This window comes from Vibrio sp. R-1 (assembly GCF_035615595.1).
Lineage (GTDB): Bacteria > Pseudomonadota > Gammaproteobacteria > Enterobacterales > Vibrionaceae > Vibrio > Vibrio cholerae.
Map to the genome: position 1 here is coordinate 17,292 of NZ_WPDC01000031.1, position 21,189 is coordinate 38,480.

Sequence of the window (21,189 nt, forward strand, 5' to 3'; positions counted from 1 at the left end):
TTACCTCTAGTAATCACCACAGCTCGAACCGCTTTTTCGGACTGGGAAATTGGCGAAAATTATACGGTGGCATCAACTGATTGCAATGAAAACACCGCAAAAAGTTACAATTTTGCATACAATCCGACAACTTTCGCATAAACAATGTGATTTAACACAATTGATTTAAATCAATTATCTCACTTAGTTTTGCAGCTTGGCAATCAGTAGCTCTAATTTGTGAGGCTCATCAAGACTAATCGTCACTTTCGATTTACCGTTTGGGGTTCTCACTATAGAGACTTTTGCTGCTAATTTCTCACTTAAATTTTGTGACAATTGTTGTATTTCTAGGTCTTCTGACACGTTTTTTGCGTCAGATGGGTCAGATAAACATTTTTTTACAAGTTGCTCAGTTTGACGAACGGTCAGTTGCTTCTTCGCCACTTGCTGCGCAATTTCCACTTGCTGTTCACCTTCTAACATCAGAAGAGCACGAGCATGGCCCATTTCCAACTGTTTGGTCTCCAATAAGCGCTTTACGTCATCGCTCAATTGGTTCAAACGCAGCAGATTGGTCACGGTCGTGCGTGACTTGCCGATCACTTCCGCAACCTGCTGATGGGTAAGATTAAATTCGTTTTGTAAACGCTCTAGCGCTTGTGCCTCTTCCATCGCATTCAGATCTTCGCGCTGAATGTTCTCGATCAATGCCATCGCGATCGCACCACGATCTTCCACTTGCTTGATCAAACAGGGCACTTGCTTTAACCCCGCTTGTTTGGCGGCACGCCAACGACGTTCACCCGCAATGATCTCATATCCTCCGGTGGGCAGATGACGCACGACAATCGGCTGGATAATACCTTGAGACTGAATGGATGCCGCCAACTCTTCCAGAGCTTCTGGGGAAAGATCTTTACGTGGCTGATAAATACCGGGCTTGAGATTAGAGATGGAAAGATCCGCCAACTCACCTTCCGCCGACATCGACTGACTGAGTGAAGCAACTTGCTGCTTTTCGCGAGCCAATGAACTGGTCGCGAGTAGTGCATCCAGCCCTTTTCCTAAACCACGTTTAGTCATGTAAACGAATTCCTATAGTTGTTGTTTTATGCGGGAATCTCTTCGCGACGTAACATCTCACCAGCTAACGCTAAATAGGCCTTAGCCCCGGCCGATTGCTTATCGTAATACATCGCTGGTTTACCATGACTTGGCGCTTCGGCCAGTCGGACATTACGTGGAATAACCGTACGATACACTTTACTACCAAAGTGCTTTTTCAATTGATCAGACACTTCATTGGCCAAGCGGTTACGTGGGTCGTACATGGTACGCAAGATACCTTCAATTTTGAGGTTATCGTTAACCACGGCGGCCAGTTTGCTGATCGTATCCATTAACGCGGTTAAGCCTTCCAACGCAAAATACTCACATTGCATAGGAACCAACACGGAATCGGCGGCTGCCATGGCGTTGATTGTAAGAAGGTTTAAAGAAGGCGGACAATCAATAAAGATGAAATCATAGTTATCACGCACTGAGGCGAGTGCGTTTTTCAAGCGCACTTCACGGGCAAACACTTCCATCAGTTTGATTTCAGCCGCAGTGACATCGCCATTGGCGGCAATCAAGTCATAGTGACCGGTGGTTTTGCGACATACCACTTGGTCAAACGGCGCATCTTCAACCAAAAGCTCATAAGCCGTGGAGTCAACCTGATATTTATCGACGCCACTAGCCATAGTGGCATTACCTTGTGGGTCAAGATCGACCACCAGTACTTTACGTTTGGTGGCGGCCATAGAGGCGGCCAAATTGATACAAGTTGTTGTTTTCCCAACTCCGCCTTTCTGATTGGCGATTGCTACGATTTTACCCACGGTATGCCTCGCTGTTATCCCTTGCGCGATAAGATTACAAGATGACGCTCACCTTCCAACCCAGGAACTTGCAAAGCTTTGATATCGGTCACAGAACACCACTCAGGGAGTAGGGTGATTTCATCATCAGGCCGTACTCCTTTGAGGGCTAAAAATACCCCACCATTCGGTTTTGGTAGATGCTGACACCAGTTGACCATGTCGGTCATCGACGCAAAAGCGCGGCTTAATACGCCATCAAAACCGGATTCAGGATCAAACTCTTCCACTCGACTCTGCACAGGTAACACATTGTTGATCTTGAGATCGTGGATCACCTGTTTTAGAAAACGGATCCGTTTACCAAGACTATCGAGCAGCACAAACTCTTTATCTGGGTGCATGATCGCAAGCGGAATACCAGGCAATCCAGGCCCAGTACCCACATCAATAAAGCGCTCACCGACAAGATGCGGACTGACCACCAAACTATCGAGAATATGTTTCACCAACATTTCCATCGGATCGCGCACAGAAGTGAGGTTATAAGCTTTGTTCCATTTGTCGAGCAGCTGCACATACCCAACGAGCTGCTCACGTTGCTGCTCTGTCACCGTTAAGCTGGTTTTGCTGATCAAGGCGTCGAGTTTGACTCGTAACGGATTCATTACGCCGCTTCTCCCTTTTTCAGCATGCCGTGTTTTTTCAGGTGAACCAGCAAAATCGAAATCGCCGCAGGCGTGATACCTGAAATACGTGATGCAATTCCAATGGTTTCTGGTTTAGCCGCATTGAGCTTCAATACTACCTCGTTTGAAAGACCTTTGACTTGCTTATAATCAAGCTCTGCTGGCAGCTTGGTATGTTCATGGCGCAGCGATTTTTCAATTTCATCTTGCTGGCGTTGAATGTAGCCATCGTATTTAACTTGAATCTCTACCTGTTCGGCGGCTTCAGCATCTTCCAAAGCTGGGGCAAAAGCCGGCAAAGTGGTCAGCAGCTCATAGGTCATTTCAGGGCGACGCAGTAAGTCTTCACCACTAGCTTCACGCGACATCGGCGTTTTCAGCAGAGTATTGAGCTGTTCGACGCCAACCGAGTTTGGATTCATCCAAGTTTCTTGCAAGCGTTGACGCTCTTTGGCCATGTTGTCGATTTTTTGGTTAAAACGCACCCAACGCGCATCATCCACAAGGCCAAGCTCACGCGCTTTTTCGGTCAAACGCAGATCAGCGTTGTCTTCACGCAGCAGCAGACGATATTCCGCGCGCGAAGTGAACATACGGTAAGGCTCTTTAGTGCCCATGGTCGAGAGATCGTCGATCAGCACACCCATGTACGCCTGATCGCGACGTGGACTCCAACCTTCTTTGTCTTGGCTGTATAAGCTGGCGTTCAGACCCGCCATCAAGCCTTGCGCAGCGGCTTCTTCGTAACCAGTAGTGCCGTTGATTTGCCCTGCAAAGAACAAACCATGGATAAATTTGGTTTCATACGTTTGCTTCAAATCACGTGGATCGAAGAAGTCGTATTCAATCGCGTAACCCGGACGAACAATATGTGCGTTCTCAAAACCTTTCATTGAACGTACGATCTGCACTTGCACGTCAAATGGCAAGCTGGTGGAAATGCCGTTCGGATAGAGTTCAGTGGTGGTTAAACCCTCCGGCTCAATAAAAATCTGGTGACTGTCTTTATCAGCAAAACGCATCACCTTATCTTCGATCGATGGACAGTAACGCGGGCCGATCCCTTCGATGATCCCGGCATACATAGGGCTGCGATCAAGGTTAGCGCGGATCACATCATGGGTGCGCTCATTGGTGTGCGTGATGTAACACGGAATTTGGCGTGGATGGTGCTCACGCTTGCCCATAAAGGAAAAAACTGGGGTCGGATTATCACCGTGCTGCGCTTCCAATACCGAGAAATCAACGCTATTGGCATCGATACGTGGTGGTGTGCCGGTTTTTAAGCGATCAACACGAAATGGCAGTTCACGCAGTCGGTGCGCCAAAGCGATCGATGGTGGATCCCCTGCACGACCTCCAGCATAGTTTTCAAGGCCGATATGGATCTTACCGCCAAGGAAAGTCCCGACGGTTAACACTACCGCTTTGGCATGAAATTTCAGGCCCATCTGAGTCACAACACCACGAATATGATCATGCTCGACGATCACATCATCTACCGCTTGTTGGAACAGGGTGAGATTCGGGGTGTTTTCTAACACATTACGCACATAGGCTTTGTACAGAGCACGATCGGCTTGTGCACGAGTTGCACGCACGGCTGGCCCTTTTGAAGCGTTCAGTGTACGAAATTGAATACCTGCGTGATCGATAGCTTGCGCCATCAAACCGCCCATTGCATCCACTTCTTTGACTAAATGACCTTTACCGATCCCACCAATGGCAGGGTTACAGGACATTTGGCCTAGGGTGTCAATATTGTGGGTAAGAAGTAACGTACGCTGTCCTGTACGTGCTGCAGCGAGAGCGGCTTCCGTTCCTGCGTGACCGCCACCAACCACAATGACGTCAAATGTTTCGTGATAAAGCATGAACGACCTCAGGTATTCATCGAGACTATGGGTTAACAAAAGAGGCGTATTCTAACCTCTTTCGGTTGGCTAGAAAATCGCTTTCCTGTTTTTTCGATCAAGGAGGGTCATTAAATATATATAAAGATCTATATAGAGATCTTTTTATTAGATCTACTATTAAGGAGCAGGATCTTTGTGGATAAGTGAAAAATGATCAACAAGATCATGCGATTCAGAAGGATCAGATCGTGTGATCAACCACTGATCTGTTCAAGGATTAGCTGGGATCAAAATTCTATGTTATACACAGCCACCTTGGGATCTAAAACTTGTTATATGGATAACTATAGGAAGATCACCGGATAATCGTATAGTTATCCACATGAGATTCGATTGAAAAAGCATCAATCAATTTTTTCACTACCATTAAATTTATCCACAATCCAAAAAAAAGAGCGGCATTAAGCCGCTCTGCATGGAATAGGTCATTATTTAGAAGCGATTGATGACGCGTTTGAGCCAAGCTTCAGCGGCATCTTCAGGCACTGGGTGCTCTTGTACATCGATGGTAAAGCAGTTGGCCAGAGGTTTAGCACCAATATCCCCCAGCAGCTGATAGGCATGTTTACCTGCCGCGCAGAAAGTATCGTAGCTTGAATCACCAATCGCGACCACGGCATAACGTAGTGCAGAGGTATTCGGTGGTGTATTCTGCAGAGCCTGAATAAAGGGCTGGATATTATCCGGGTACTCACCAGCCCCGTGGGTTGAGGTGATGATCAGCCAAGTCCCTTTAGCAGGGATCTCACTAATGTTGGGCTGGTTGTGAATTTTGGTGTCAAAGCCTTGTTCTTGCAGTAAATCACTCAGGTGGTCACCCACATATTCCGCACCGCCTAGGGTGCTGCCAGTAATGATATGAATCATAGCGTTACTCTATTTCCCAATACAGAATGATGAAAAAATGCGGCCAAGCAGATCATCGGAGCTGAACTCGCCCGTAATTTCGTTAAGGTGTCGCTGGGCTATACGCAGCTCTTCGGCGAGGATTTCTCCGGCCATATAGCCTTCAAGTTGTTGCTGACCAATCGCTAAGTGCTCTGCGGTTCGCTCTAGGGCATCGAGATGACGGCGGCGTGCCATAAAGCCACCTTCCTGATTGCCTGAAAAACCCATGCACTCTTTGAGGTGCTGACGCAAGGCATCGACCCCTTGGCCTGTTTTGGCTGATAGGCGAATCAATGTGGGTTGATTAACATGGCAGATCCCAAGGGGCTCACCAGTTTGATCGGCTTTATTACGGATCACAGTGATCCCAATATTCTCTGGCAGTTTGTCAACAAAATCAGGCCAGATGTCCTGTGGATCGGTGGCCTCTGTGGTGGTGCCATCGACCATAAACAGTACGCGATCGGCTTGGCGGATCTCTTCCCACGCGCGCTCAATACCAATTTTTTCTACCGCATCAGAAGCGTCTCGTAGTCCCGCGGTATCGATGATGTGCAGCGGCATCCCATCAATATGGATATGCTCACGCAGAACATCACGGGTGGTGCCGGCAATGTCGGTAACGATGGCAGACTCTTTACCTGAAAGTGCATTGAGTAGGCTCGATTTACCCGCATTAGGACGCCCAGCAATCACCACCTTCATCCCTTCGCGCATAATGGCACCTTGGTTGGCTTCACGGCGCACTGCGGCAAGATTATCTATGATGGTTTGCAGATCAGCGGAAACCTTACCATCGGCCAGAAAATCGATCTCTTCTTCTGGGAAATCAATTGCGGCTTCAACATAGATGCGCAGGTGAATCAGCGATTCCACCAAGGTATGGATGCGTTTAGAAAACTCGCCTTGCAGTGATTGCAGCGCGGATTTTGCGGCTTGCTCAGAGCTGGCATCAATCAGGTCTGCGATGGCTTCCGCTTGGGTTAAATCCATCTTGTCATTGAGGAAAGCGCGTTCTGAGAATTCACCGGGACGTGCTGGGCGCACCCCTTTAATCTGCAAAATACGGCGGATCAGCATATCCATGACGACCGGGCCACCGTGACCTTGCAGCTCAAGCACATCTTCACCGGTAAATGAATGAGGATTGGGGAAAAACAGCGCAATGCCTTGATCGAGCTGCTGGCCATCTTCATCGGTGAAAGGCAAGTATTCGGCATAGCGGGGTCTGAGCGTGCGTCCAGTGACTGTCTGCGCGACGTGGGCAGCCAGTGGGCCTGATACACGGATAATGCCGACACCACCACGGCCGGGTGCCGTAGCCTGCGCGACAATGGTATCTGTTGTCATAGTGTTACCTGAACAGGATTGAATTAGCGCCATTGTAATCAGCAGCCAACAAAAAGGCGACCTTTTGGCCGCCTCTTTATTACTCAATCAAACTTACTTGGAGTGTAAGCCTTTTTTCTCTAGCGCTTTGTAGATCAGCGTTTGCTGGATTAGCGTTACGATGTTCGACACCAACCAGTACAGAACCAGACCTGATGGGAACCACAGGAAGAAGAAAGTGAACATCACTGGCATGAAGGTCATGATCTTCTGTTGCATTGGATCGGTGATAGTGGTCGGGCTCATCTTCTGGATAACGAACATGCTCGCACCCATCAGCAGTGGCAAGATGTAGTAAGGATCTTGCGCGGACAAGTCATGAATCCAACCAAAGAATGGAGAATGACGCAGCTCTACCGACTCCATCAGTGCCCAGTACAGCGCAATGAAAATAGGCATTTGCAGAAGGATAGGGAGACAGCCACCCAGTGGGTTTACTTTCTCTTTCTTATACAGCTCCATCATCTCTTGGCTCATGCGCTGGCGATCATCGCCAATCCGCTCACGCATCGCTTGCAGTTTAGGTTGCAGCATGCGCATTTTCGCCATTGAGGTGTACTGTGCTTTGGTCAGTGGGTACATCGCACCACGCACAATAAAGGTTAAGCAGATGATGGCCACACCCCAGTTGCCAACAAACGTCTGAATCACAGACAGCAACCAGTGCAGTGGCTTAGCAATGAACCACAACCAACCATAATCAACCACCAGATCAAGATTAGGCGCTGTTGCAGCCATTTGGTCTTGCAGTTTTGGGCCTACCCATAAGGTCGCTTCAAACTCTGCTTTATCACCGTTGGCAATGGTTTTGTTTGGTGTACGGATACCCATATCACCTAAATTATTGATAACGCGTGAGTAAAGCTGTGCTTGCGGCTCATCACGTGGGATCCATGCTGAAGCGAAGTAGTGCTGGATCATCGCGACCCAGTTTACCGTCACATCGTTTGGTGCACTGAGGTTGCGATCTTTCATGTCGTCGAAGCTGTACTTCTTGTAACGCACATCGCTGGTTGAGTAAGCACCACCACGGTAAGTTGGCATGGCGAGGTTGCCACCAGAATCCAGCAGATTTTGGCGCAGGTGAGCATACATACCTAGTGTGGCTTCGCTACCTGAGTTATTGGCGACGTCAAACACCACATCCACGGCGTAGCTACCACGCTTAAGAATGAAGGTTTTCGTGTAGTCAATGCCATTGGCTTGATAGGTCATAGGAATGCGCAGTTCATCTTGGCCTTCGGCCAGAGTGAAACTATCCGCACTCACTTGGTAAGCGGGACGATTATTGCTAGTGACGTCAATGCCTTGTGGGCCGACTAAACCACTTTGAGCAATAAACTGATGGCCTTGGGTGTTTTGTAACAAGACAAAAGACTCAGGCGAATTGAGCTCTTCTGAGTATTGATTCAGTTTTGCGCTAACCACATCGCCGCCGAGCGTATCAATAGACAGAGTCAGTACATCGGTTGAGACGGTAATGGTCTTGGCCTTCGCCGCCACATTTTGTGCAGGCGTTGGATCTAACTCATCGGAAAATGAAGGAGCAGGAGCTGCGCCTGTGGATTGGGCCTGCTGTGTCGCTTGCGGTGCAGGGTTCTTCGCTACTTGCCATTGTTGAAACAGTAGGAAAGAAACCAGCGCCAGAGCGATTAACAAGATATTACGTTGAGAATCCATCGTTATTTATCTCTGTCTTGTTTTTGGACTGGTGGAACGGGGTCAAAGCCCCCTTCGTTCAAAGGGTGGCATTTTAATAGACGTTTGGTGGATAACCAACATCCTTTTATAAAACCGTGAGCTCGCAGCGCTTCTATCGCATACGTGGAACAAGTAGGAGTGAATCGGCAGCGTGGGCCGATAAGTGGACTAATAAACCACTGGTAAAGTTTTACAATACCAATGGCTAACCACGAGAAGGGCGAGAGAGGCGTTGCCATAGTTTGCCAAGCAAGTTAAACAGTTCTTCATTGCTCAAATCTTGCGCGCTCTTTTTCGCGATGACAACAAAATCTTTGTTAGCCAGTTGATTTTGATGTAAGCGAAAGCTTTCTCGGCAAATACGTTTGAATCGATTACGGCCGACGGCAGTTTTGATCTGCTTTTTAGGAACCGCGAGTCCCAAACGAGGATGAGAAAGATTATTAGCGCGAGCGATGATTGTGAGATGAGGAGAACCAGCACTGTGAGCTTGCTGGAAGACTTTTTGATAATGTTCGGGAGTTAACAAACGTAACTCCCGATTGAATGCGTACGTACTCAAAATAATTCGAGATTATTTTGACAGGCGCTTACGGCCTTTTGCACGACGTGCATTCAGAACTTTACGACCGTTCGCAGTCGCCATGCGAGCACGGAAACCGTGAGTACGCTTGCGCTTCAGAACTGAAGGTTGAAAAGTGCGTTTAGACATGATGTTACCTTTACTGATCAGTAGTTTTAGGTTCTTGGTTAACCCGGCGTGGGCATTAAGGTCTTCACTGAAGACGCCGACGCCTCTCAACAAAGAGGCGGAATTGTAATCACTGTCACAAAAGGTGTCAATGATTGGGTTTTCCCCAGTCTGAACTCACTCAATGAGCTGGCTCATTCTGGTTGCCGCTTTATTTCCGGTCGGCCGATTATACGGACAAACCGCAAAATCTCAAGGATCCTTAACGGATCCCGACTTGATTGAGGAATTTTCTTAAGCGCGGATCCTGTGGATGGTCAAAGATATCCTGTGGAGAACCTTGCTCGACAATCTTTCCTTCGGCCATAAAGATCACCCGATCGGCGACTTCTTTGGCAAACTGCATCTCATGAGTGACCACCAACATGGTTTGATGTTGAGTCGCCAATTTTTTCATAAGAGCCAGCACTTCACCCACCCATTCAGGATCGAGGGCGGAGGTCGGTTCATCGAACAGCAGCAGTTCAGGTTGCAGCGCCATCGCGCGGCCAATCCCAACCCGTTGCTGCTGGCCGCCAGAGAGTGCTGCGGGATAGCTATCACCTTTATCGCCAAGGCCGATATCATCGAGAATTTGCTGTGCTCGTTGGTGCGCTTGAGCTTTTTTCCAGCCGCGTACCGTGATCAAGGCTTCTGCAATGTTTTGTCGCGCGGTTAAATGAGCGAATAGCGCATAGTTTTGAAACACAAAACCGGTTTTACGGCGCAGTGCCAGCACATCAGCTTTGGTATGTTTTTGGGTATCGACGGTGAGTTCATCAATACGAATACTGCCCTGATCGGCTTGCTCAAGAAAGTTCACGCAGCGAAGTAGAGTGGATTTACCTGTGCCACTGGAGCCGATGATGACCACGATCTCTCCGCGTTGGATTTCAAGATCGATACCCTTAAGCACTTCACTGGTACCAAACCTTTTGTGGATATTCTGCAATTTAATCATCGTGCGTACGCCTTATTGAGTTTCTGCTCTGCCCAAGATTGCAGGCGAGTGAGCACCAAAACCACCACCCAATAGATGAGGGCTACCGCCAAGAAGGCTTCGAAAAAACGGAAACTGGATGAAGCTTCCATCTGCGCTTTAGCCATGATCTCAGCCACGCCAAGGGTAAAGGCGAGGGAGGTTGATTTGATCATATCAATGAAATAGTTCATCAATGAAGGCAGAGCAACGCGTGTGGCTTGTGGCAAAATGATCCGGCGCATCGCCTGAGAAGTGGTCATTCCGACGGATAAGCTGGCTTCCATTTGGCTGCGATCTATACCGATGATCGCAGCGCGAATGCTTTCCGCCATGTAAGCGGCAAAATGCAGAGTTAAACCGATCACCGCAGCGCTGAATGCATCAAGCCCAACCAACAGGGGGAAGACTTGCGGTAAACCGTAGTAGAGCAAAAATAACTGTACAAGCAGCGGCGTTCCGCGGAAAAAACTGATGTAGAGCTGGCTAAGGGGATCCAACACTGGCACTTTGAATACCCGAATATTGGCTAGAATCAGCGCCAAAATCAGCGCGAAAACTAGCCCCCAGCTGGCCATTTCCAGAGTCGTACCCAGATATTTGAGCAAGATTGGCAGCAGCTCAAGCATGTAGTGAAAGTCAAAACCCATCTGCTTTCCTTCCTAAAATAATCAAAGGTGGGAAAGTCCCACCTTTATAGAATAGAGTCTAGCTTGGTGAAGCAGAATTATTGCGAGATATCGGTACCGAACCATTTGAGCGCGATTTGGCTTAATGTACCGTCAGCACGCATGGCGGCGAGCGCTTTATTGACTTCACCTTGCAGTTGCTGACCTTTTTCGTTATTCACAAACGGCCACGCGTTTTCGATAGTTTCAAACGGTGAACCCGCGATTTGCAGTGGTAAACCGGTCTTTTCGATCAGCTCAAGCGCAGACAGACGATCCATCACAAACGCATCGGCACGGCCTAAAGCCACATCGTGTTCAATGCCGGTATCGTAGGTTTTGATGTTGATTTTGCCGTCTTTATCATGGTTGCGCAGGAGCTGTTCAAAGTTAGAACCTAAATTAACCGCAACGGTTTTGCCCGCTAAATCGTCAATACCTTTAATCGCTTCATTGCCTTTACGCACCGTAATTTGTGCACCATCAATCACATACGGATCGGAGAATAGATATTTAGCCTTACGCGCATCTGTGATAGTGATTTGGTTAGAAATGGTGTCGATGCGCCCAGTTTCGAGCAGGCCAAACAAACCGGAGAAGTTCGCAGTAACAAACTCGACCTTATAATCATTACGTTTACCAATTTCATTCCACACATCCACTTCAAAGCCTTGCAGCTCGTCTTGTTTCACGAAGGTGAAGGGGAAATAACGGCCCGACATGCCGACTTTCACCTCGGTAGCTGCCTGAACGGTGGCAGAAGAAAGGGCTAGGGCAGCCAGAGCGATGTTAAACCAGTGTTTCATTGTGTGACTCCTGTATAATTTATGTTTATATCCTACTGGCAATTAAATCATTAAAAGAAATAACCAGTAGTTATTAACAATAACTGATCAAAATCAAAAACATGGGGATAACTACTAAAGATCTTGAGATATGTGGATCTTTATGTGGGTAGCACGGGCAAAATGTGTGAGGATCTTAGTTATCGGTCGAAAAATAATGTGAATAACTTAGATCTTATTCACTGGATCGACGATCCAGCGCTGGCGATCTGAGTTATCAACAGGTAGAATTGTTCCTCTTTACCGATCGTTGATTTTTGAGTGAGGGAATCGTGTCATCTTCGCTATGGTTGCAATGTTTGCAACGGCTTCAGGAAGAGCTACCTGCCGCAGAATTCAGTATGTGGGTGCGTCCGCTTCAAGCGGAGCTCAATGACAATACTCTCACTTTATTCGCCCCGAACCGCTTTGTGTTGGATTGGGTACGCGATAAGTACCTCAATAACATCAATCGTCTGCTGATGGAATTCAGTGGCAATGATGTGCCTAATTTGCGCTTTGAAGTGGGGAGCCGCCCTGTGGTGGCGCCAAAACCCGCGCCTGTACGTACGGCTGCGGATGTCGCGGCGGAATCGTCGGCGCCTGCGCAATTGGCGCAGCGTAAACCTATCCATAAAACCTGGGATGATGACAGTGCTGCGGCTGATATTACTCACCGCTCAAATGTGAACCCGAAACACAAGTTCAACAACTTCGTGGAAGGTAAATCTAACCAGTTAGGTCTGGCCGCGGCTCGCCAAGTCTCTGATAACCCAGGTGCGGCGTATAACCCCCTCTTTTTGTATGGCGGCACCGGTTTGGGTAAAACTCACCTGCTGCATGCGGTGGGTAACGCGATTGTTGATAACAACCCGAACGCTAAAGTGGTGTACATGCACTCTGAGCGTTTCGTGCAAGACATGGTAAAAGCCCTGCAGAACAACGCGATTGAAGAATTCAAACGCTACTATCGCAGTGTAGATGCCTTGCTGATCGACGATATTCAATTCTTTGCCAACAAAGAGCGTTCGCAGGAAGAGTTCTTCCACACCTTTAACGCGCTGCTGGAAGGCAACCAACAAATTATTTTGACTTCTGACCGCTATCCAAAAGAGATCAGTGGTGTAGAAGATCGTCTCAAATCGCGTTTTGGCTGGGGCTTAACCGTGGCGATCGAGCCGCCGGAGTTGGAAACCCGCGTCGCGATCTTGATGAAAAAAGCCGAAGATCACCAAATTCATCTGCCGGATGAAGTGGCTTTCTTTATTGCGAAACGCCTGCGCTCTAACGTGCGTGAGTTGGAAGGCGCGCTGAACCGCGTGATTGCCAACGCCAACTTTACCGGTCGCCCAATCACGATTGATTTCGTGCGTGAAGCACTGCGTGACTTATTAGCGCTGCAAGAAAAGCTGGTCACGATTGATAATATTCAGAAGACCGTTGCCGAATACTACAAAATTAAAGTGGCGGATCTGCTCTCAAAACGCCGTTCGCGCTCAGTCGCTCGTCCTCGTCAATTGGCGATGGCACTGGCTAAAGAGCTGACCAATCACAGCTTGCCAGAGATTGGCGATGCGTTTGGCGGCCGTGACCACACGACTGTGTTACACGCTTGCCGTAAAATCGAGCAGTTGCGCGAAGAGAGTCACGATATCAAAGAAGATTATTCGAACCTGATTCGTACGCTTTCCTCTTAATTTGCGCTATGGTTAGCGCACTTGCGTATTTCGCTTTCACCCGTTTAAGAGAAGACTATGAAATTTACCATTGAACGTAGCCACTTGATTAAACCCTTGCAACAGGTGTCCGGCACTTTAGGTGGCCGCGCCAGCTTGCCTATCTTGGGCAATTTATTGCTTAAGGTGGAAGAGAATCAACTGTCGATGACAGCCACCGATTTGGAAGTGGAACTGATCAGCCGCGTGACGTTAGAAGGTGAATTTGAAGCAGGCAGCATTACCGTTCCTGCGCGTAAGTTTTTAGATATTTGCCGTGGTTTGCCCGATAGTGCGGTGATCACTGTGCTGCTTGAAGGCGATCGCATTCAAGTGCGTTCTGGTCGTAGCCGTTTTTCCCTCGCCACCTTACCTGCCAGTGATTTTCCGAACATTGAAGATTGGCAAAGTGAAGTGCAAGTTTCGCTCACTCAAGCGGAACTGCGTGGCCTGATTGAGAAAACCCAGTTTTCCATGGCCAACCAAGATGTACGCTACTACTTAAACGGCATGCTGTTTGAAATTGATGGCACCACCTTGCGTTCTGTGGCGACTGATGGTCACCGTATGGCGGTAGCGCAAGCTCAGCTCGGTGCGGATTTTGCGCAAAAGCAGATCATCGTGCCGCGTAAAGGGGTGCTTGAGCTGGTGAAATTGCTTGATGCGCCAGAGCAGCCTGTGGTGCTGCAAATCGGTCATTCGAACTTGCGTGCTGAAGTGAATCACTTCGTGTTTACTTCGAAGCTGGTTGATGGTCGTTTCCCTGATTATCGCCGCGTATTGCCGCAACATACCAGCAAAACACTACAAACGGGCTGCGAAGAGTTACGCCAGGCATTTTCGCGTGCCGCGATTCTGTCGAATGAAAAATTCCGTGGTGTGCGGGTTAATTTGGCTGACAACGAAATGCGCATTACTGCCAATAACCCAGAGCAAGAAGAAGCGGAAGAGCTACTGGATGTGAGCTTTGAAGGAGAGCCGATTGAGATTGGCTTTAACGTTAGCTACATCTTGGATGTGCTTAACACCCTGCGCTGCGACAATGTGCGCGTTTCGATGTCGGATGCCAACGCCAGTGCCTTGGTGGAGAATGTCGATGATGACAGCGCCATGTACGTGGTCATGCCAATTCGTCTGTAAGGTATAACCGAGTTACCATGCCGCTTTCCCGGTTAATGATCCAACAGTTTCGTAATATTAAAGCCTGTGATATTCGCCTATCAGCAGGCTTTAACTTTCTTATCGGGCCGAATGGCAGCGGTAAAACCAGCGTGCTTGAAGCGATTTATCTGCTCGGCCATGGCCGTTCATTTAAAAGCTCGCTGACCGGACGGATCATTCAAAATGAGTGCTCAGAACTGTTTGTGCATGGCCGGATTTGTGAGCATTCTTTGAGCTCTGATCAATTTGAGCTACCCGTTGGCATTAATAAGCAGCGTGACGGCTCAACTGAGGTTAAAATAGGCGGCCAAACGGGGCAAAAGTTGGCACAGTTAGCGCAGATTTTGCCACTGCAATTGATTCATCCGGAAGGCTTTGAACTGCTGACCGATGGACCGAAACAGCGTCGGGCTTTTATCGATTGGGGCGTGTTTCATACTGAGCCCGCTTTTTTCGATGCATGGGGGCGGTTTAAGCGGCTCAGCAAGCAGCGTAATGCACTGCTCAAAAGCGCGCAAAGCTATCGTGAACTCAGTTATTGGGATCAAGAATTAGCCCGTTTGGCTGAGCAGATTGACCAGTGGCGTGAAAGTTACGTCAATCAATTGAAAAATGTGGCAGAGCAGTTATGTCGCACATTTTTGCCAGAATTCGATATCGACTTAAAGTATTATCGAGGTTGGGAAAAAGATCAGCCTTATCAATCGATTCTGGAAAAAAACTTCGAACGGGATCAGCAGTTGGGCTATACCTTTAGCGGGCCTAACAAAGCGGATTTGCGGATTAAAGTGAACGCAACCCCGGTGGAAGATGTGTTGTCGCGGGGACAACTGAAGTTGATGGTGTGTGCGTTGCGCGTGGCGCAAGGGCAGCACCTGACCGAGTTGACGGGAAAGCAATGCATTTATCTTATCGATGATTTTGCTTCCGAATTGGATAGCCTACGTCGCCAACGTTTGGCAGATAGCCTAAAAGGGACGGGGGCGCAGGTTTTTGTAAGTTCTATTACCGAAAGCCAAGTGGCGGATATGTTGGATGAGTCCAGTAAAACATTTCATGTTGCCCACGGTGTAATAGAGCAAGGATAAACAGAGTGAGAGAGTAACTCATGTCGAACAATTACGATTCATCGAGTATTAAGGTACTGAAGGGTCTGGATGCGGTACGCAAGCGTCCGGGTATGTACATCGGCGACACTGATGATGGCACCGGTCTGCACCACATGGTTTTTGAGGTGGTGGATAACTCAATTGATGAAGCGTTGGCAGGTTACTGTAAAGACATCGTGGTCACCATCCACGAAGACAACTCAGTGTCAGTCAGCGATGACGGTCGTGGTATCCCGACCGAAATGCATCCTGAAGAGAAAGTGTCTGCGGCAGAAGTCATCATGACTGTACTGCACGCCGGCGGTAAATTTGACGACAACTCCTATAAAGTCTCCGGCGGTCTGCACGGGGTAGGTGTGTCGGTGGTTAACGCGCTCTCTGAAAAAGTGCTACTCACCATCTATCGCGGCGGCAAAATCCACACCCAAACTTACCATCATGGTGTGCCACAAGCACCGTTGGCTGTAGTGGGTGATACTGAGCGTACCGGTACTACCGTACGTTTCTGGCCAAGCGCACAAACCTTTACCAATATCGAATTCCATTACGACATTTTGGCTAAACGCCTGCGTGAGCTGTCATTCCTGAACTCTGGCGTGTCGATCAAGCTGACCGATGAACGTGAAGAAGATAAAAAAGACCACTTCATGTATGAAGGGGGTATTCAAGCGTTTGTGACCCACTTGAACCGTAACAAAACGCCAATCCATGAGAAAGTCTTCCACTTTAACCAAGAGCGTGAAGATGGCATCAGCGTGGAAGTGGCAATGCAGTGGAACGATGGTTTCCAAGAAAACATCTACTGCTTTACTAACAACATCCCACAGCGTGATGGTGGTACCCACTTAGCCGGTTTCCGTGGTGCGTTGACCCGTACTTTGAACAACTACATGGACAAAGAAGGCTTCTCGAAGAAAGCCCAAGCGGCAACCTCGGGTGATGATGCGCGTGAAGGCTTAACGGCAGTGGTTTCGGTGAAAGTGCCGGATCCGAAATTCTCAAGCCAAACCAAAGATAAGCTGGTTTCTTCGGAAGTAAAATCCGCGGTTGAGTCAGCCATGAATGAGAAGCTGGCGGATTTCCTAGCGGAAAACCCAAGCGAAGCGAAAAACGTTTGTTCGAAGATTATTGATGCGGCGCGTGCGCGTGAAGCCGCGCGTAAAGCCCGGGAAATGACTCGCCGTAAAGGCGCGCTGGATCTTGCTGGCTTACCCGGCAAACTGGCGGATTGTCAGGAAAAAGACCCAGCATTGTCTGAACTCTACATAGTGGAGGGTGACTCAGCGGGCGGTTCAGCCAAACAAGGCCGTAACCGTAAGAATCAAGCGATTCTGCCGCTGAAAGGTAAAATCCTCAACGTAGAAAAAGCGCGTTTTGACAAGATGTTGTCTTCACAAGAAGTCGCGACCCTCATCACTGCATTAGGCTGTGGTATCGGCCGTGATGAGTACAACCCAGATAAACTGCGTTATCACAACATCATCATCATGACCGATGCGGACGTCGACGGCTCGCACATTCGTACTCTGCTGTTGACCTTTTTCTACCGCCAAATGCCTGAGTTGATTGAGCGTGGTTACATCTACATTGCTCAGCCACCACTGTATAAAGTGAAGAAAGGCAAACAAGAGCAGTACATCAAAGATGAAGAGGCGATGAACCAGTACCAAGTGGCACTGGCGATGGATGGTGCAGAGCTGCACGTGAATGCCGATGCGCCAGCGTTAGCGGGTGAACCGCTGGAGAAGCTGGTTCAGCAATATAACGCCGCGATCAAGCTGGTTGAGCGCATGAGCCGCCGTTACCCTTACGCGATGCTGCATGAGCTGATTTACGTACCACGCATCAATGCCGAGCTGTGTGCGGATAAAGCCGCAGTTGAAGCTTGGACACAGCGTTTAGTCGAACAGCTGAATGCTAAAGAAGTGGGCGCGAGCCAATACAGTGTTCTGGTTGAACACAATGCTGAGCTGAATGTGTACCTGCCAAAAGTTCAGGTGCGTACTCACGGTGTGACTCATGAATACTTACTGAGCGCGGATCTGATTAACTCGAAAGAGTACGCTAAGTTAGCCGATCTGTCGGAAGCGCTGGACGGTTTGATTGAAGCGGGTGCGTTTATCAAACGTGGTGAGCGAGTACAACCGATCAGCAGCTTTGCAGCCGCACTGGATTGGCTGATCAAAGAGTCGCGCCGCGGTCTGTCTATCCAACGCTATAAAGGTCTGGGCGAAATGAACCCTGATCAGCTGTGGGAAACTACGATGGATCCAGAAACGCGTCGTATGATGCAAGTGACTATCGAAGATGCGGTAGGCGCGGACGAACTGTTCACTACGCTCATGGGCGATCAAGTTGAACCACGTCGTGCATTTATCGAAACCAACGCACTGAAAGTGGCCAACCTCGACGTGTAAGGGGTTGGTTGATTCACCGTGACAAAAAGCAGCGCTGTGGCGCTGCTTTTTTTTATCTCTGCATTTTGTCCCTTCCCTCTGTTGGATGACGGTAGCCTCAAGCAATGACAAAAGGGAGCCATAAAAATTTTGTGTCGAATATCCTAGGTTGTTGGGCTAAAGCACCAAAATCAGAGGTTAACTAAGACTTTTCTATCCTGAAAACGGCTTTATTAGACTTTCCTTTTTTCTCTAAATTTCATGAGGTTGCATTCATTTTTTTAGTGTCTATAGTGGTCTGTGAACCCTATTGTTATTCCTCATTTTCGACTGGAGGTCAGGATGGTCGCCTTTGTGAATTGAACCGGGAGTGTATTTCACTCCCGGGCATACTCATCGATTTGTCACTGTTGGTAATGGAATGAGCAAAGGAAGTATCATGCTGAACCGGTTATCTTTGAATATTCGGCGTTTTCTCGCCGGTTGGTGGCTACGCAGCCGCTTTTTGACCTATCAATCTCCGCTGTTGCTGCTCGAATTGTTCGAGAAGCTGGAGCATCCTCGCTCGCCCATTGAACGAGCGCCACAGCGCATTAAGCTTGGGGATACGGTGAGCCTTGTTGATGCTCATCGCCAGTTGTCGTTTCAAGTCACTCTGACCACGTCTGAAAATCAGCACGAAGTCCAGGGTGGCGTGACGTGCGACTCCCTACTTGGTGCCGCTTTACTTGGCCGTCGTCAGCATGAAGTGTTTACCTTGTCGATTTGGGGACAACCCCATTGCTTTGCCATTACTCACGTTCAGCACTCAATGCAGGGTAAGCCAACCAAGCTTTGCCATGCTTGTTATGTCAGTAATTAGGAGTTTGTCATGAGTAAACAAGAGATGAAAAAACCGCAACTCAGCCTCAAAGAGAAGCGCAAGCTGAAGCAAGAAAAAGCGCAAGAGAGCTCAGTGATTAAGCCACGCAAAAGCAAAGGCCGTTAATTAAGGATAAAGTGCATTATCCAAATGACTAGCCCGACTCAATGTCGGGCTTTTTTCAAAAAAATTTTTGGGCAAAAACTTGAAATGGTTTTGAGTGACCCTATATCTAAGTGTGAAGAGGATGCCGCTAGGACCTCTGAATGAGACTAACACCCTTGCTCAATTGAGGAGTGTGTTACCTAACTGAAATCACGCCGATTCAGGTCATAAGAATGGATCGGGCGACTTAACAAGTCATTGTTAAGACTATTGCTTAATCAAAGAGGATAGGAATATGAGAACTGTAGATTTTACTCCACTGTACCGCAACGCGATTGGCTTTGACCGTCTACTGAACATGATGGAAAACAGCGCGGCGAAAAACGCCCAAGGCGGATACCCTCCATACAATATCGAGCAAAAAGAAGACAACCAATATCGCATTACCATGGCGGTAGCGGGTTTTGGCGATGAAGAGATCGATATTACTCAACAAGAGAATACTTTGATTGTGCGCGGTGAGCGTAAACCTGAAGAGAGCAAAAACTACATCTATCAGGGCATTGCCGAGCGCGATTTTGAACGTAAATTCCAATTAGCGGATTACGTGAAAGTGACTGGCGCGACTATGGAACATGGTCTGCTGCACATTGATTTAGAGCGCGAAATTCCAGAAGCGATGCAGCCACGCAAAATTGCGATTAACGGCAAGCACCTACTGGAAAACAAATAACTCTGCGCAGCGTTTAACGCACTGAACGCTAGATAAAACGAAGCCCGCGAATTTCGCGGGCTTTTTGCATTGCTTAGTTTGGGTGTTTAGACGTTGGCTTGTTGATACGCTTTTTGTACTTCTTCGGCGATGATGGCAATGCCTTGTTCCATCGCTTGCTCGTTCTGCACATAGTTCATACGCAAGCACTCATGAGCATGTGGCCATTCTTGCGGCTGGCCGATAAAGAAATATTCGCCCGGTACAATCAATACCCCACGCGCTTTCAAACGTTGGTAAAGCTCCATCGTGGTGATCGGCAGTTCATCAAACCACAGCCAGAGGAAGATCGCCCCTTCGGGTTTATGGATGCGAAAACGCGGATCAGTAATCGCATTTTGCAGCAGCTCTACCGCATGTTGCGCTTTTTGGCGATAAAACGGTTTGATCACCTGCTCGCTAAGTCTCAGCAGATCGCCTTTTTCTATCATGCGTTGCACCAGTGCGGGTCCCATACTGCCGGGTGCTAAGCTAATGATGCCATTCATGTTGGTCAGTGCTTGAGTTACCGCTTCATTGGCGATCACAATGCCGCAGCGCAGACCGGGCAAGCCCAGTTTGGATAGGCTCATGCACAAGATGGTGTTGTCATTCCAAAACGGCTCAACATCTTCAAAAATGATATTCGGAAATGGCACGCCGTAAGCATTGTCGATAATTAACGGCACGCCGTTATCACGCGCCAACTGGTCGAGTTTGTGGATTTCCTCTTCGGTTAACACGTTACCGGTTGGGTTGGTGGGGCGAGACACACAGATCGCCGCCACTGATTCATCGACTTTCAGCTCAGAAAAGTCCACATGGTATTTGAACAGTCCTTGATCGAGCAGCTCAATCTCCGGACGGTAGGAGACAAAAATATCGTCATCAATGCCTGCATCACCGTAGCCAATGTATTCGGGCGCGAGGGGCAGGAGGATTTTTTTGTGTGCACCATCGGGCTGTTTACCGGCAAACAAGTTAAACAGGTAGAAAAAGCCACTCTGGCTGCCGTTGGTTAAAGTGATGTTCTTTTCGCTGATATTCCAGCCATACGTCTCACGCAGCAGTGTAGCGAGCGATTTTACAAACACATCTTTGCCCTGTGGACCATCGTAATTGGTCATAGCATTGAGCAGTGAACCATCGGCCAGCATTTCGGCGCTGGTGTTGTGGAAATAATCGAGCATGGCAGGAATGGCAGCAGGATTACCGCCACCAAGCATGATCGCGCCTGGAGTGCGCAGACCATCGTTTAAATCATCCATTAACTGGGTAATACCGGAGTAGCGATTAAACTTTTCGCCAAAAGAGGAATACTGCATTGCTCGACTACCTAATGATTGCTGTGTGTTTGCGAAACGATATACCGGTGGAATCTCCGCCGTTTAGAATAGTTCTTGAACATACCGCAATGTATTTGCGAGGCAAAGCAATATTTTTGTGTCCCCTTCCTACTTGA

Annotated in this window: 20 protein-coding genes; 6 read left to right on the top strand and 14 right to left on the bottom strand. The window is 48.4% G+C overall.

Annotation, left to right across the window (positions count from 1 at the left end):
- Positions 1-183: 183 nt before the first annotated feature.
- The 13 genes from GOU96_RS08840 to GOU96_RS08900 all read right to left on the bottom strand — a co-directional run bounded on the left by GOU96_RS08840 (position 184) and on the right by GOU96_RS08900 (position 11,610).
- The gene (locus GOU96_RS08840; RefSeq protein ID WP_000166627.1) at positions 184-1,065 is read right to left on the bottom strand and encodes a ParB/RepB/Spo0J family partition protein; all 882 of its coding nucleotides are present in this window, start codon (positions 1,063-1,065) and stop codon (positions 184-186) included.
- Between the two features lie 26 nt (positions 1,066-1,091).
- On the bottom strand, positions 1,092-1,865 hold the full coding sequence (locus GOU96_RS08845) for a ParA family protein (RefSeq protein WP_000516546.1): 774 nt from the start codon (positions 1,863-1,865) through the stop codon (positions 1,092-1,094).
- Between the two features lie 14 nt (positions 1,866-1,879).
- A complete protein-coding gene (gene rsmG, locus GOU96_RS08850) occupies positions 1,880-2,512 on the bottom strand; it encodes a 16S rRNA (guanine(527)-N(7))-methyltransferase RsmG (RefSeq protein WP_267782070.1) in 633 nt (210 codons plus the stop codon).
- The gene (gene mnmG / locus GOU96_RS08855) at positions 2,512-4,407 is read right to left on the bottom strand and encodes a tRNA uridine-5-carboxymethylaminomethyl(34) synthesis enzyme MnmG (RefSeq protein ID WP_000965607.1); all 1,896 of its coding nucleotides are present in this window, start codon (positions 4,405-4,407) and stop codon (positions 2,512-2,514) included. Before mnmG ends, rsmG begins: the two co-directional genes overlap by 1 nt.
- A gap of 474 nt (positions 4,408-4,881) precedes the next feature.
- Positions 4,882-5,316 carry an FMN-binding protein MioC gene (gene mioC / locus GOU96_RS08860; protein ID WP_032478672.1) on the bottom strand — a complete coding sequence of 145 codons (435 nt, stop codon included), beginning with the start codon at positions 5,314-5,316 and terminating at the stop codon, positions 4,882-4,884.
- A 9-nt stretch (positions 5,317-5,325) separates the two neighbouring features.
- The gene (mnmE, locus tag GOU96_RS08865) at positions 5,326-6,687 is read right to left on the bottom strand and encodes a tRNA uridine-5-carboxymethylaminomethyl(34) synthesis GTPase MnmE (protein WP_095464977.1); all 1,362 of its coding nucleotides are present in this window, start codon (positions 6,685-6,687) and stop codon (positions 5,326-5,328) included.
- Positions 6,688-6,780: 93 nt separating this feature from the next.
- Positions 6,781-8,406, bottom strand: coding sequence for a membrane protein insertase YidC (yidC, locus tag GOU96_RS08870; protein ID WP_000378235.1), 1,626 nt, complete (start codon positions 8,404-8,406; stop codon positions 6,781-6,783).
- A gap of 2 nt (positions 8,407-8,408) precedes the next feature.
- Positions 8,409-8,666 (bottom strand): membrane protein insertion efficiency factor YidD, encoded by a 258-nt coding sequence (yidD, locus tag GOU96_RS08875; RefSeq protein ID WP_001886301.1) that lies wholly within the window; start codon positions 8,664-8,666, stop codon positions 8,409-8,411.
- Positions 8,633-8,956 carry a ribonuclease P protein component gene (gene rnpA, locus GOU96_RS08880; protein WP_000957257.1) on the bottom strand — a complete coding sequence of 108 codons (324 nt, stop codon included), beginning with the start codon at positions 8,954-8,956 and terminating at the stop codon, positions 8,633-8,635. The genes yidD and rnpA overlap by 34 nt, the downstream gene beginning before the upstream one ends.
- Before the next feature lie 45 nt (positions 8,957-9,001).
- Positions 9,002-9,139, bottom strand: coding sequence for a 50S ribosomal protein L34 (gene rpmH, locus GOU96_RS08885; RefSeq protein WP_000044781.1), 138 nt, complete (start codon positions 9,137-9,139; stop codon positions 9,002-9,004).
- Positions 9,140-9,380: 241 nt separating this feature from the next.
- A complete protein-coding gene (locus tag GOU96_RS08890) occupies positions 9,381-10,118 on the bottom strand; it encodes an amino acid ABC transporter ATP-binding protein (RefSeq protein ID WP_000593852.1) in 738 nt (245 codons plus the stop codon).
- Entirely contained in the window at positions 10,115-10,786 is a 672-nt protein-coding gene (locus tag GOU96_RS08895) for an amino acid ABC transporter permease (protein ID WP_000505208.1), read from the bottom strand. The genes GOU96_RS08890 and GOU96_RS08895 overlap by 4 nt, the downstream gene beginning before the upstream one ends.
- Positions 10,787-10,863: 77 nt before the next feature.
- Positions 10,864-11,610 (bottom strand): amino acid ABC transporter substrate-binding protein, encoded by a 747-nt coding sequence (locus GOU96_RS08900; RefSeq protein WP_207805756.1) that lies wholly within the window; start codon positions 11,608-11,610, stop codon positions 10,864-10,866.
- 311 nt (positions 11,611-11,921) lie between these two features.
- Here GOU96_RS08900 and dnaA point away from each other — a divergent pair, with 311 nt between their 5' ends.
- The 6 genes from dnaA to GOU96_RS08930 all read left to right on the top strand — a co-directional run bounded on the left by dnaA (position 11,922) and on the right by GOU96_RS08930 (position 19,709).
- Positions 11,922-13,325 (top strand): chromosomal replication initiator protein DnaA, encoded by a 1,404-nt coding sequence (gene dnaA, locus GOU96_RS08905; protein ID WP_000099214.1) that lies wholly within the window; start codon positions 11,922-11,924, stop codon positions 13,323-13,325.
- Positions 13,326-13,382: 57 nt separating this feature from the next.
- Positions 13,383-14,483 carry a DNA polymerase III subunit beta gene (gene dnaN / locus GOU96_RS08910; RefSeq protein WP_001959596.1) on the top strand — a complete coding sequence of 367 codons (1,101 nt, stop codon included), beginning with the start codon at positions 13,383-13,385 and terminating at the stop codon, positions 14,481-14,483.
- Positions 14,484-14,500: 17 nt separating this feature from the next.
- Positions 14,501-15,592, top strand: a complete 1,092-nt coding sequence (gene recF, locus GOU96_RS08915; protein ID WP_001884355.1) for a DNA replication/repair protein RecF — start codon at positions 14,501-14,503, stop codon at positions 15,590-15,592.
- A gap of 20 nt (positions 15,593-15,612) precedes the next feature.
- Positions 15,613-18,030 carry a DNA topoisomerase (ATP-hydrolyzing) subunit B gene (gene gyrB, locus GOU96_RS08920; RefSeq protein WP_000070026.1) on the top strand — a complete coding sequence of 806 codons (2,418 nt, stop codon included), beginning with the start codon at positions 15,613-15,615 and terminating at the stop codon, positions 18,028-18,030.
- Between the two features lie 418 nt (positions 18,031-18,448).
- On the top strand, positions 18,449-18,871 hold the full coding sequence (locus GOU96_RS08925) for a hypothetical protein (RefSeq protein WP_000934723.1): 423 nt from the start codon (positions 18,449-18,451) through the stop codon (positions 18,869-18,871).
- A 400-nt stretch (positions 18,872-19,271) separates the two neighbouring features.
- Complete coding sequence (locus GOU96_RS08930; protein WP_001261062.1) at positions 19,272-19,709, top strand: Hsp20 family protein; 438 nt, start codon at positions 19,272-19,274, stop codon at positions 19,707-19,709.
- A gap of 86 nt (positions 19,710-19,795) precedes the next feature.
- Here GOU96_RS08930 and GOU96_RS08935 read toward each other — a convergent pair whose 3' ends face one another.
- A complete protein-coding gene (locus GOU96_RS08935) occupies positions 19,796-21,052 on the bottom strand; it encodes a valine--pyruvate transaminase (RefSeq protein WP_114762592.1) in 1,257 nt (418 codons plus the stop codon).
- Positions 21,053-21,189 lie beyond the last annotated feature (137 nt).